This is a genomic window from Streptococcus sp. SV2 (assembly GCF_030440175.1).
Taxonomy (GTDB): domain Bacteria; phylum Bacillota; class Bacilli; order Lactobacillales; family Streptococcaceae; genus Streptococcus; species Streptococcus raffinosi.
Window position 1 is genome coordinate 52,119 of the sequence record NZ_JAQFJQ010000009.1, and the last position, 11,881, is coordinate 63,999.

15 protein-coding genes are annotated in these 11,881 nt (G+C 36.5%); 8 read left to right on the top strand and 7 right to left on the bottom strand.

Going from position 1 to position 11,881, the window contains the following annotated elements; translation table 11 throughout:
- Positions 1-28: 28 nt before the first annotated feature.
- From PCY14_RS06465 to PCY14_RS06495, 7 genes are all read right to left on the bottom strand, one after another.
- Positions 29-526, bottom strand: a complete 498-nt coding sequence (locus tag PCY14_RS06465; RefSeq protein WP_000342539.1) for an antirestriction protein ArdA — start codon at positions 524-526, stop codon at positions 29-31.
- Between the two features lie 116 nt (positions 527-642).
- Complete coding sequence (locus PCY14_RS06470) at positions 643-864, bottom strand: hypothetical protein (RefSeq protein ID WP_001009056.1); 222 nt, start codon at positions 862-864, stop codon at positions 643-645.
- Positions 865-906: 42 nt separating this feature from the next.
- On the bottom strand, positions 907-2,112 hold the full coding sequence (gene mobT / locus PCY14_RS06475; protein ID WP_000398284.1) for a MobT family relaxase: 1,206 nt from the start codon (positions 2,110-2,112) through the stop codon (positions 907-909).
- 22 nt (positions 2,113-2,134) lie between these two features.
- Positions 2,135-2,287, bottom strand: a complete 153-nt coding sequence (locus PCY14_RS06480; RefSeq protein ID WP_000879507.1) for a hypothetical protein — start codon at positions 2,285-2,287, stop codon at positions 2,135-2,137.
- Between the two features lie 2 nt (positions 2,288-2,289).
- The gene (locus PCY14_RS06485) at positions 2,290-3,675 is read right to left on the bottom strand and encodes an FtsK/SpoIIIE domain-containing protein (RefSeq protein WP_000813488.1); all 1,386 of its coding nucleotides are present in this window, start codon (positions 3,673-3,675) and stop codon (positions 2,290-2,292) included.
- A gap of 28 nt (positions 3,676-3,703) precedes the next feature.
- Complete coding sequence (locus PCY14_RS06490) at positions 3,704-4,090, bottom strand: YdcP family protein (RefSeq protein WP_000985015.1); 387 nt, start codon at positions 4,088-4,090, stop codon at positions 3,704-3,706.
- 15 nt (positions 4,091-4,105) lie between these two features.
- Positions 4,106-4,420 carry a YdcP family protein gene (locus PCY14_RS06495; RefSeq protein ID WP_000420682.1) on the bottom strand — a complete coding sequence of 105 codons (315 nt, stop codon included), beginning with the start codon at positions 4,418-4,420 and terminating at the stop codon, positions 4,106-4,108.
- A 570-nt stretch (positions 4,421-4,990) separates the two neighbouring features.
- On the opposite strand from PCY14_RS06495, the gene PCY14_RS06500 reads away from it, so the two are divergent.
- From PCY14_RS06500 to PCY14_RS06535, 8 genes are all read left to right on the top strand, one after another.
- Positions 4,991-5,707, top strand: a complete 717-nt coding sequence (locus PCY14_RS06500) for an ABC transporter ATP-binding protein (protein ID WP_060934109.1) — start codon at positions 4,991-4,993, stop codon at positions 5,705-5,707.
- Positions 5,701-6,510, top strand: coding sequence for a hypothetical protein (locus tag PCY14_RS06505; protein WP_060934110.1), 810 nt, complete (start codon positions 5,701-5,703; stop codon positions 6,508-6,510). The genes PCY14_RS06500 and PCY14_RS06505 overlap by 7 nt, the downstream gene beginning before the upstream one ends.
- The gene (locus tag PCY14_RS06510) at positions 6,491-7,162 is read left to right on the top strand and encodes a hypothetical protein (RefSeq protein ID WP_042767082.1); all 672 of its coding nucleotides are present in this window, start codon (positions 6,491-6,493) and stop codon (positions 7,160-7,162) included. Before PCY14_RS06505 ends, PCY14_RS06510 begins: the two co-directional genes overlap by 20 nt.
- Positions 7,163-7,383: 221 nt before the next feature.
- A complete protein-coding gene (locus PCY14_RS06515; RefSeq protein WP_060934111.1) occupies positions 7,384-8,058 on the top strand; it encodes a response regulator transcription factor in 675 nt (224 codons plus the stop codon).
- Entirely contained in the window at positions 8,043-9,113 is a 1,071-nt protein-coding gene (locus tag PCY14_RS06520) for a sensor histidine kinase KdpD (protein WP_301363295.1), read from the top strand. Before PCY14_RS06515 ends, PCY14_RS06520 begins: the two co-directional genes overlap by 16 nt.
- Before the next feature lie 103 nt (positions 9,114-9,216).
- Complete coding sequence (locus tag PCY14_RS06525; protein WP_021146122.1) at positions 9,217-9,789, top strand: sugar O-acetyltransferase; 573 nt, start codon at positions 9,217-9,219, stop codon at positions 9,787-9,789.
- A gap of 121 nt (positions 9,790-9,910) precedes the next feature.
- Positions 9,911-10,321, top strand: coding sequence for a MarR family winged helix-turn-helix transcriptional regulator (locus PCY14_RS06530; RefSeq protein WP_021146121.1), 411 nt, complete (start codon positions 9,911-9,913; stop codon positions 10,319-10,321).
- A gap of 23 nt (positions 10,322-10,344) precedes the next feature.
- Positions 10,345-11,730, top strand: coding sequence for an MFS transporter (locus PCY14_RS06535; protein WP_301363296.1), 1,386 nt, complete (start codon positions 10,345-10,347; stop codon positions 11,728-11,730).
- Positions 11,731-11,881 lie beyond the last annotated feature (151 nt).

Below are 11,881 nucleotides of genomic sequence, written 5' to 3' on the forward strand. Positions count from 1 at the left end.
ATCTGCCAGTAGTAATGTACCGACAGATTTAATAGACGATTTCAAAAATCCCATGATTGGTTGAGATAAACGTTCCTGAAAGGTCTAAATCCCGACCATAGGCTTGATAATCAATATAGTTTTGAAGACTAGCTGGTACTTCGCCTAAAGCACCCGTTTCTTCAATGTAGTAGCGTGCCACGTCATACATATCATCACAATCGGAATGAATGATAATATCCTCTTGATGTTCGCTTAGTTCTTCAATGCTTGAAAAATGAGTGAGCAGAGCAGATAGCTCCGATTGTAATTCTTCGGGTAATTCCGATACCATTTCCCATAGTCGATTGAGTTCGCCAATGGAAGTGTATTCGTCAACCGTAAAGGGTAACTCGTAGTCATGAATGGCGTATTCCTCATATTCATCATTCAAGCCGATTTTCTCTTTGACTTCCTCAAAGTCAATGGGAAAGGTAAACCACGCACCGACCAATTCGCCCTCATTGTATTTGCCTAAATTCGCAATATAGACTTGCATATCGTCCATATATTCACGTCCTTTCTTTGTAGAGATTCAAAAATCCCTACCGCACTTCGTTTGGTGTACCATTCCTTTGCGGAACATAAGAAAACCACTTATATTCCACAAAAGAACGGTTTTATTTAAGCACCAATAATGCGATTGAATAGCTCTAGTAAAATGTCTTTTACTCCAGCAGCGTTGAAGACTAAGCCAACCGCAATAATCGCAATAATTAAAAAGCCAATCAGTTTGCTAAACTCACGCTTGAAGCCAAGATACAAGCCAATCACAACGATTGCTAAAAGCACCAGTGATTGAGCGTTTGATAGAAACCAGTTATAAAGGTTTTGTCCAAAATTCATAAAAATGTTCTCCTCTCTATATTCAATGAATTTGTATTTGAGTTATTTTTTTGTTGTTATCACGTCCTGTTCTTTTACTGACTGTTGCTTCAAAATCTGCTTGTGTCGGTCTGTCAGTTTCGCATGGTCGAGAATGTCTTTTACAACCTGCGTCTGGTTGATTTCATCAAGTTTAATCGCAACCTTTAAGGTCGGGGCAACTTGATGAGATAGCCAGTTCAGCGTCCTTTGGAAGGAGTAAGGCTCTGGTTTTGTGGTTAGTTTTAATCGTTCACGATTGTTCCCAATAAACCAAGCCCATTCTTCATTCAGTTTCCAATCAGAACGAGGTTTGGAATCGTCTTTATCTACAAAACGGATATACCGATTGATAATTTTAAAGGCGGTATGCTCTGGATTGTCATAGACGAGTAAATCACGGACTGCATAATAGGCACGCTCATTTTTCAATCGAATCTCAAAACGGTTTTTTACTTCTGCGTCTTCAATGGGAATATCATTTTTCTTGTACTGCTCGTAGTCCTTTTCATAGATACAGAAATAAACTTCACTTTGTAATGAACCGATATAGAGGGTGTTTCCCATACATTCCTTTTCCTCTTTGCGTACCAGTTCGCCACTGCGATAGCTTTTAAAACTGCGGAAGACGGAGATACATTCTTCCTGTTGGCACTTTTCAGTGAGTACAGGGATATTCAAAATCCCTGTCTTATCGTTAATGGCAAGGTCAAGGCGTTTCATCACACCGCCAGCCACCAAAACGTCCATAAAGAACTCATACCAGCTTCTTTGTTGTGCCAGAAGATAGCTTTCAAATTGTCTGCACCCACGACCTTTCAATTCCACCAGAACTCCTTTGTCCAGTTCATGGGAGCAAAGGACGAATATGTCGCCTAAAGCATAATGCTCTGAATAAGAATAGAAACCATAGTCCTCATGAAGAAAATAGGACAGTTTCAGTTGTAAGATGTTTTCGACCACCTGCTGTACGTCTGTTGTCGGAAAGCGAATCCTTACATAATCAAACAGCATTTCAAGGGGAGCGTCGGGATTGAAGCGTTCCAGAGCTTCCCAAAGGGACTGCTGTAAATCCTCTGATGGCTTGACTTTTCCTGTTTCAATATCGCTTAGATACTGCCTTGTAATACCAGTCGCAACAGCTAAACGGTTTTGAGATAGTCCATAAGCCAAGCGTTTTTCTTTTAAATGCTGTAACCAAGTTTGTTCATTCAGTAAAAATCCCTCCAATCAAAAAGGCGTATGTCAACTTTTAAAGCCCATTTGACATACGCTGAAATTTTGTAAATCCCTTGTAACCAAAGGATTTTCTAATGTTTTTTTGACTGTTTCCTGTCGATTTGTACCCCCCTGTTAGATACGGGGGGTTAAGTGCTGGCGTGGCTATTGCCACACCAGCCAGCAAGATCAGTCCACACCTGCGACTTCCGCTTCGCACGTCGCCTGCGTGGACTGTCTGCTGTTGGATAACTTTTTAATTTCCTCCAAGAAATCATATCCTTTTGGTACAAGGGGAGTATAAAACTCTGATATGACACTTGTTCCTACATCAACATAGCCACGACCTTTGATTCGCTTTAAGAAGAAATCCTTTTGTACGTCACTGCCAAACATCATGCCATAGCCCATTTCAGACATACGACCTAAAGCCACTCTGAAATTAAACTGATCACGGATTCCGTCGCCTAAATATTTTGCGTCTGGACGTTGACAAGCCAGTATTAGAAAGAAGCCAGCTTGACGACCTAACATGACAATCTGTTTCAGCTTATTCATAACTGCGGTGTTTTCTTTTGTTCCCAGCATTTCCATGAAAGCGACGTATTCATCAAAGATTAAGAAGTGTGCCGGGAGACCTAAGTAAGCATAATTTTTGCCAGTCTTATAGTTCTTCATCTGCTTCATTTCCTCACTACGTTTCATCATTTCTTCATAGAATGTTTCAATGCAAGAAAGCAAGTCTTCTTTTCTATAGTAGACATTTGCCATCACAGAACCTAAGTCCGCAAGGTCAGCATTTTTCGGGTCAAGAATATACAGTTTTGAATCTGTATGAAGCAAGGCTTCAATCAGTGTCAGTATAAAGTAAGTTTTACCGCCACCTGTACCACCAGCAATCAACATATGAGGGAGCTTATCATATTCCCACCATACGTTTTTCATTAAGCGAAGTTTACCATCTTTAGCTTCTACTTCATCAATAGAAATACGACTGGCTATGGTGTCATAGAGCAAAGTATATTCCACATAGGAATCCTTTAACTCTTTATCCGTCAGCTCACAGTACAAGCCACTCTCTAATTTCTTTTCCAAGTGTAAGAGTTGGTCTTGATATTTTCCCAGCGTGATTTCCACCCGTATCTGTATCAAGCCATTTTTAAGTCGATAATACATTTTAGGGAAGTAGGTTATCTTTTCCTTTGTACGACCAGCACTATCTTTAAAGAAACCTTCTGTTTTGACCTGTTCAGATTCATACCACTTGTTTTCAAGTATCATCTTTGCCAGTTTTTGACGGTGGTAAAGTTGTTTAACCGTATCATAGCGAACCCGTTTGAATACAAACGCTACCAGCAAGCAGATAAGAATTGCGACACTGAAACTGATAATTAAATAGGGAATGTCAATCTTATCTGCTTGTGATAGGTTAAAATCCTGCCAGTTGATCTGCTGGATTGTCTTCACATGAAACAGTCCGACAACCAGCAGGAAAACAGGCAGGAGTGACGCTATCGTAAAATGAAAGACTAAATCTTTACCAGATGGGCGAATCCTTTTACCACGCTGTTTCATGCGAAAAAGTCTCCTTTCTACCTAGCGACTATTTGTCTTGTGTCGGTTCTTTCTTTGCTTGTGGTTGAGCTTTGAATGAACTAGAATCCTTTGTCAGCACAATATCGTCTGCCTTGATATACCAGTCAACATCTGCTCCTTGATAGGTGGCAGTAGCAACGGTGTCCGCAATGGGATTGATAAGTTCCACCCGTGCGTTATAATCAAACTCTTTCAAAGGCACGCTGGCAGGAATACTTACTTGAATCATGCGTCCTTGTCCTTTGGATTTTAAGTCATAGGTACGTTCCTTGATTTCATCTGAAACCGACCCGTCTTCATTTTGGATTCTCACTTCACGACGTAGAGCAGAGAATTTCAATTCTCCAAAAGTCGTGTCTTTATCTAATACAATGCCATTTGCTAATCTCATCATTTTTCCTCTCTTTCTTTATTCTTTTATCATGTCGTCAGCATGTAAAAGGTAATTTGTAAAACCACGAGTGCCGATTTTGTAGCCCTCTGCGGTAATACGTGGATTGACTAACTTCACACGTTCCTCAAAGCCGAAATGTTTTTCGCCAGCTTCAGCAGGAAGCACCACCACAATATCATCTGCTCTTTGAACATCAGAATAGAGATTATAGCTTCTTGATAAGACAGTTAGCCGTCCGTTGATTCTTCGCTGAACGACTTTATCCTCGCCAGCAAATTCTAAATTGCCGAATGTTTTTTCCATGTTGGGAATCACAAATTTAAGTTCCATATTTTTACCTATCCTTTCTTTTTTATTGGCTGAATGAATGTTTGATGGTCTTAAAGAGTGGGGAACGACCTTTTGATTCTTGATTTTTTGTTTTCATAAGTTCACTTCCTTTCAAAATCGGGTAAAAAAATAGACACCTCATTTTTTGAAGTGTCTACCTATTAAATATTCAAATTTTATTGGAAGTATCTTTATATCTTCACTTTTCAAGGATAAATCGTCGTATCAAAGCTCATTCATAAGTAGTAAATTAGTAGTAAATTGAGTGGTTTTGACCTTGATAAAGTGTGATAAGTCCAGTTTTTATGCGGATAACTAGATTTTTATGCTATTTTTAAAATAAAAATATGTAAAGCTATTAACTCTGATTTTTTTCCGAAAAGATATTGATAAACTACAATTATAGTGAAAGGTACCTTCACTATAACAAGACATTCTCCAGATTGGGTTTCAGATTTTAAAACTTCCTCTTTTAATGCATACGCATGGGTGGAGCTTGATGGTAAGCCTATTGGTGAAAGCATTAATTTATAAAATTTCAAAAAGTTCTATTCGTCAAAGGAAAGCAAAATGATTAATATTACTAATTTAAATAAAACATATGATGACAAAGTTGTATTATCAAATATAACTTTTCATGCTAATAAAGGTGAAATTACTGGTTTGATCGGACCTAATGGTTCTGGAAAATCAACCCTAATAAAAATACTATTAGGGTTGGAGTCAGCTGATAGTGGAAAGTCAACTATTTTGGGAAAAACATATAGTGAGTTAGGAGATGAGCCAATCTCAATAGTAGGAACTTTTTTAGATAGTTATCAACCTTATCCAAGTAGAACTGGTTATGAGCAATTAAGATGGATTGCACTTTCTTGTGGACTCAGTAAGCAACGTTGTATTGAATGTTTAGAAATTGTTGGATTAAAAGATGTTGGTAAGAAAAAAATCAAAGATTATTCTTTAGGAATGAAGCAAAGATTAGGCTTGGCAACAGCAATACTTGCAGACCCCGATATTTTGATTTTAGACGAACCTATTAATGGGTTGGACCCAGAGGGAATACGTTGGTTAAGAGAGTTTCTCAAAGACTTTGTGAAACAAGAAAAAACAGTATTATTAACTAGCCATTATATGAGCGAACTTGAATTAACCGTAGATAGAGTTGTAGGTATTTCAAATGGTCACGTTGTTCTAAATGATAAACGTGAGCAAGTATTGAAGCAATATGATAGTTTTGAAAACGCCTATTTTAGCTCTGTACACGAAAGGAGTAGTGTAAAATGTTAAGTCAAGTTATAAAGGGGTATTTATATAAATATAGCCATCTAACTTTATTTAAAATGGGATTATTTATCTTAGTTGTAGTTAGTTTGTTTTTTACATATCAAAATATTCAAGTCATTAATGCACTACACACCGGTGCTGCAAACTCAGTAAATATTGATCCAAATGTAATTGAAACTCCCTATAGAACGGTGAGAGATGCTATTTTATCATCTCCGTATCAAGCAACCGTAGTATTTTTACCTATATTGTCAGCATTAATTCTAGCAACTGATTATCAATTTGGTGAGGATGACTTTTCATCACTAATTTGTGCTAACTGGAAAATAAGATTGTTTTCACAGATATTTAGTATAGTTGTTATTTCAATAATGACGACCTTTACGTTGTTTTTATTAAATGCATTACTTCTAAAATTCATGTTAGTTAGTAAGTTACAAAGTATTCTGTCTATAGGCTTAATGCTTGATGTTTTCACTAGAATAGGAGCTTTTACAATTACACTTAATTTACTCTCTCTATTACTTGTAAAAATAACAAAAAGATCAATTCCTTCTTTGATTGTGATAGTTTTATTGTTAGTTTTCTCTTTATCAGGCATACTTAGGGTAATTTCTCCTATTTTAGATAATTTATTACCTTTAATTGGAGCTAAGTCTTTTGCTTTTGGTAGGATAGAAGACGGTCAAACAACTCAATTATATGGAGCGATTCTTCTATTATTTGAAACTTTCCTTACTACGATTTGTTTATTTTATTTAGAAAAAATAAAATGGGGGAAGAAGAATGAAAAGCCAATTGCATAGCTTGTTTTATAAAAAATATAGTTTATTCCCTATACAGGTTTATTTATTATTTCAGTTAGTATTTGTTATTATAATAAGTTTATTAAGATATCTAAAATTCGAAGTTAATGGAGATTCTATCACTTTTAACAGTTCTGTTTTATTAACTATAATATCGTTCTCTTTTTTAGGGAATGGAGTTTTAAATGCAAGTGTAGAATTGAGAACACAAAGTTATAAGCAAGTTTACCTGAACAACGGAAGTAGGGTGAAAGCTACATTATATATATTATTAATAGACCTACTAGAATGTCTAACACAGTCAGTATTAGCAGGTTTAATAGTAATGATATTTAGTCAGGGTACTCATAGTGAAGTAAATTTTTATTATTACTTGTTTGGTTCAGTTATATACTTTTTAGCGGGTTACTCTTTTTCCTTTTTATGTGGTAATTCAATGATTGCACTTGCAATTTTGCTATTATTTCCTATACTGGTGTTGCCTTTTATAGATAGGATTTTACCAATAGCTTCAAGTGTAATAATATATGATTTAGTTTTTCAGCTAATACATACAAACTACTCTATAATGCGTTTTATTGTATTCATAATTTGGCTTATTGGGTTATTCTTTACGAATTATTACCTTATTAGAAAGGAATTTTTAAAGTAAGTCAAATAAAGATTTTTTTAGATGAGACAACATCGAATTTAGATAGATTGATTGAAAAATAAATACAAGACTTTGGAACACATATTCTATTACTTTAAAATGAGCATTATTAAGATTTGGTAGAAGCTCAATTTATTGAACTATCAATAATATGCTAATTTTGAAATGTATTTTCGATTTTTAATTATGTTACAATGTATTCAAAACGTACGAGGAAAAAAATGGTAAAGTCTAAAATTCTAGTTATTGACGATGATTTAAAAATTTTAAGATTGATTAAGAATATTCTGGAGAAAAACTCCTATGTAGTTGAAACTAGAAATTCTGTTGAAGATATTAACCTATGTGACTTCATAGGATTTGATTTGATTTTACTGGATATAATGATGCCAGTGAGTGGTATTGATATTTGTAGTAGTATCAGAAGTCAGATTCAAACACCAATAATTTTTATAACTGCTAAAAACCTTGAAGAAGATATTGTTGAAGCTATTGGAATAGGTGCAGATGATTTTATAACCAAACCATTCGGTATGAAGGAGTTGGTTGCAAGAGTCAAAATGCATATTCGACGAGATAAAAGGCTACTTTCTGTCGGAGATACTGAGACTAGTGGTTTACTTCAATTTGATAGGGTAGGGAAGGAATTAATGGTAGACGGTAATAGTATTTCTCTTTCGAGAAGGGAATTTAATTTATTATATTTGTTGTTTACCTATCAAACTAAAATCTTTAGTGTAGAGGAGCTTTATGAATATTTGTACCCTCAAAGTTCAGAAGTTCAGTACCGAAGTATTACAGAGTATATCTATCAGATTCGACAAAAATTGAAACCTTATGGTATTGATCCAATTAAAACTCTTTGGGGTGGGGGATATAAATGGCAAAATCAATAACATTAAAGCAGTTGATAAGAGCAACTTATTTGAAAATTATTTTTCAATTTCTGATATGCATTTGTTTTTTTTATATCATTCCTGCCCTATTTACAGCAGTTGAAGGAATTAATGCTAACAATGTGAATAGCTTTACTATGTTTTTTAGTGTTAGTTCGTGGATTTATCTTTGTGTCATTTTAGTTGTTATAATTGTAAGAAATGTACAAAAACTTCTATATGAAATTCAGATAGAGATGAAGACAGTATATGAACAAAGCTTATATTCAGACAATAACAAATACTCTAAGCCACTAAGGTTATTTGAATTTATTGAGACAAAAGAACATATTATGAAGATGCAGGATAAAATTCAGAAGATGCTTGAAAAAGAGAAGAAACAAAAGCAAGAGCTAATGTTCAGAGTGTCTTCCGCAGCACATGATTTAAAGACACCTCTAACAATAATTTCAGGTAATGCTGAGTATCTTCAGACATTTGATTTGTCTCCTGAGTTAACTCAATGCTTATTAGATATCGAATCTTCAAGTCAACAGCTAGATAATTATTTTAATCAATTTATTCAATATTCAAAAACATTTTATAAAGATAATATCAATAAAGAGCATATTACTTCGGAGCAGCTCTCAACATGTTTGATTAGGGAACTATCTCCTCTTACAACTGGGACTTGTGTTTTAAAAGTATTGAATGAAACACCATCTGATACTACTATTTATATTGACTTAGTATTATTCTTAAGAGCAATCACTAATCTTGTGAATAATGCAATGTCCTATAGTAAATCAACGGTGCCAAGAATAGTTATAAAATTATCATATGAGCAAAATAAAATTGTATTATCGGTTTGGAATGATGGCTCAAGGTTCTCGGCTAATATGATTGATAATGTAGGATTACTCTTTTACCAAGACAATCAATCTGAGAACGACTCTCAAAATCACCATTTTGGTATAGGGTTATCTTTTGTAAAAAGGGTCGTAGAACTTCATGATTGGGAACTGAGACTTTCTAATGAAAATAACGGAGCTATGGTTACAATTCATATTTTGTAATGTTTTTTTAGTTGAGATTGTTAGGCTAGTTTATATCTATTCACTTGTGGTGACATCAATTCTATACTAAAATATAGAAGTACAATCACAAAAGGAGTTTGCCATGCCGACAGAATATGAAAAAATGATTGCGGGTGATTTTTATAAACCTAGCGACCCTGAGTTACGTGCCCTAGCAGCTAAATCGAGAGAAAAGCAAATGGCCTTTAATGCTGAACCTGACCGTCTCAAAAGGGCGGAGATTATCAAATCTTGGTTTGGTTCGACTGGTGAGAATCTTGCCATGAATCCTCAGTTCGTTACAGACTACGGTGTTAATATCCATATCGGTGAAAATTTCTATTCCAACTGGAACTTGACCATACTGGATATCTGTCCTATCACGATTGGTGACAATGCTATGATTGGCCCTAATTGTCAGTTTTTGACGCCTTTGCATCCGCTTGATCCAACCGAGCGTAATTCAGGCATTGAATATGGAGCACCCATTACCATTGGTGATAATTTCTGGGCCGGTGGAGGCGTGACTATTCTTCCAGGCGTTACTTTGGGGAATAATGTAGTAGCTGGAGCAGGAGCAGTTGTCACCAAGTCTTTTGGCGACAATGTGGTTCTTGGTGGAAATCCGGCGCGTGTGATTAAGGAAATTCCTGTCACAAAAGATTACGTAAAGTAACTCAAGGGCTATAAGTCCTTGAGTTTTTTTGTCATCCGTTGAAAGTGATATTGACATTGGGCTAAAATTCTCCTATACTTAATATGCTAGTTAGCTAACAATATAATTGAGGAGTAGACTTTTGGACCATTTTGGACGTTTGTTAAAACAAGCCAATAATAACATGATGCGTCACTTTGACCAGTTCGCCAAGCGATTTGGTTTGACGGGAAATCAGATGGCTGTCATTGATTTTATAATGAATCATGAGAAACAAGAAATCTTTCAGAGGGACATTGAGCATGAATTCAACATTCAGCGTTCGACAACAACGGTCCTCTTACAGCGGATGGAGAAAAAAGGTTTGATCGAACGTCATACCTCATCGAAAGATGCTAGGCAAAAAGCAGTTGTGCTAACGGATAAGGCAGTTAAGATTGCTTCTGCCTGTCAAACCTATCTTCGGGCGGAAGAGGAAGAGTTTGCCCAACAATTTTCGGCTGAAGAAAGAGGAATCTTTCTCAAAATCTTACAACACTACCGTAATCTTTAATCGTCATCAGAGGAGAAATACTTATGTCATATGAAAAAATCTCCACTAAGGTCTTGTCTGCCATCTTTGCGACAGGTGTCCTTTCCTTTTGTGGAGTGGCTGGTGAAACAGCCATGAACATTACCTTCCCAATTTTGATGAAGGAATTTTCAGTAACAACATCAACCGTTCAGTGGGTCACAACCATCTACCTATTAGTCGTTGCTTGCGTGGTGCCCTTATCAGCTTACCTCAAGCGTTCCTTTAAGATGAAATCAATCTTTCTGGTCGCCAATCTTCTGTCGGTCTTGGGGGTCCTTATCGACTTTATAGCCCCTAACTTTGGCTTTGTTGTCCTAGGCCGCTTGGTACAAGGTATGGGAGTTGGTTTCGCCCTTCCTCTTATGTTTAACATCATTTTGGAGCGGGTGCCAAGTCGTAAGATTGGTCTCATGATGGGAGTTGGGACACTGATTACAGCAGTTGCACCAGCCATTGGGCCAACTGTCGGTGGTCTTCTAACGGCAAACTTTGGTTGGCGGTCTATTTTCCTTGTTCAGTTTCCTATTCTCTTGGCTTCATTGATTGCAGGGCTTCGTTCGATTGAGCAAAAGAGTGAGGTTAAACGTGAATCCTTTGATATTCTTAGCCTGTTTGCCATCATTTTTCTTTTCTTGGGCTTGATTCTAGGCCTTCACGGGATGGCAGATCATGCTTTTCTTAGTTTCTCAGTGCTTGGCTGGCTTGTCCTTGGTATTTTAGGGCTGGTCCTTCTGGTTTGGCGCTCTATGAAATTGGAAAATCCAATCATTAATCTTGCTATTCTGAAAAACGGCCGCCTCACTGGTCATATCGTTGCTTTCTTTACCTTGCAATTGGGATCGCTCGGTATGAGCTTTATCTTACCTAACTATGTGCAATTGGTTAACCACTCTAATACAACTCTCGCTGCTTTGATGATTCTTCCGGGTGCTATCATTGGTGCTGGATTTGCTCCCTTCTCAGGTATTATTCTTGATAAGATGGGGGCACGTAAACCAATCTTGATTGGGGCCAGTCTAATCGTCCTTGCTCAGCTGCTCTTTACTCTGTTTGGTCTCTCGCTTTCAAATACCTTGATTCTTGTCTTTTACATGATTTTCATGACGGGACTAGGAGTGGCCTTTGGTAATATTATGACTAACGGGCAAAAGCAATTACCACTGGACCAACGAGCTGATGCCAATGCGATTTTTAATACCCTCCAACAATTTGCAGGAGCAGTAGGAACAACGCTTGCTTCTCTCATTGTTGCCTTAAGTCAAACCAATTATAAGATTGACTTTGCTCAAGCAACAGCTCAGGGGAGCCGAAATGGGTTTAGAGTTCTCCTTGTTTTAGCAGTATTCCAACTGATTGTACTTGTGAGCGTCGTCAAAAAGAACGATTAATCATTAGATTGAAGCAAGTGAAGATGATATAGTCCTACTTAAGTAGACAGTAAAAATACATAAAGTACTGTTTACGAAAGTAGGATTTTTATTATGTCTAGAAAAAGTAAGGTTTCTTTTGAAGGCAAGCTGAGGGCTGTTACCTGGTATC

Excerpts from the sequence above, each read along its gene's own strand:
- PCY14_RS06520 (WP_301363295.1), top strand. The coding sequence starts at position 8,043 with ATGGCAAAATCAATAACATTAAAGCAGTTGATAAGAGCAACTTATTTG.
- PCY14_RS06505 (WP_060934110.1), top strand. The coding sequence starts at position 5,701 with ATGTTAAGTCAAGTTATAAAGGGGTATTTATATAAATATAGCCATCTA.
- PCY14_RS06495 (WP_000420682.1), bottom strand. The coding sequence starts at position 4,420 with ATGGAACTTAAATTTGTGATTCCCAACATGGAAAAAACATTCGGCAAT.
- PCY14_RS06535 (WP_301363296.1), top strand. The coding sequence starts at position 10,345 with ATGTCATATGAAAAAATCTCCACTAAGGTCTTGTCTGCCATCTTTGCG.
- PCY14_RS06485 (WP_000813488.1), bottom strand. The coding sequence starts at position 3,675 with ATGAAACAGCGTGGTAAAAGGATTCGCCCATCTGGTAAAGATTTAGTC.
- PCY14_RS06500 (WP_060934109.1), top strand. The coding sequence starts at position 4,991 with ATGATTAATATTACTAATTTAAATAAAACATATGATGACAAAGTTGTA.
- PCY14_RS06490 (WP_000985015.1), bottom strand. The coding sequence starts at position 4,090 with ATGATGAGATTAGCAAATGGCATTGTATTAGATAAAGACACGACTTTT.
- PCY14_RS06465 (WP_000342539.1), bottom strand. The coding sequence starts at position 526 with ATGGACGATATGCAAGTCTATATTGCGAATTTAGGCAAATACAATGAG.
- PCY14_RS06470 (WP_001009056.1), bottom strand. The coding sequence starts at position 864 with ATGAATTTTGGACAAAACCTTTATAACTGGTTTCTATCAAACGCTCAA.
- PCY14_RS06515 (WP_060934111.1), top strand. The coding sequence starts at position 7,384 with ATGGTAAAGTCTAAAATTCTAGTTATTGACGATGATTTAAAAATTTTA.
- PCY14_RS06510 (WP_042767082.1), top strand. The coding sequence starts at position 6,491 with ATGAAAAGCCAATTGCATAGCTTGTTTTATAAAAAATATAGTTTATTC.
- PCY14_RS06525 (WP_021146122.1), top strand. The coding sequence starts at position 9,217 with ATGCCGACAGAATATGAAAAAATGATTGCGGGTGATTTTTATAAACCT.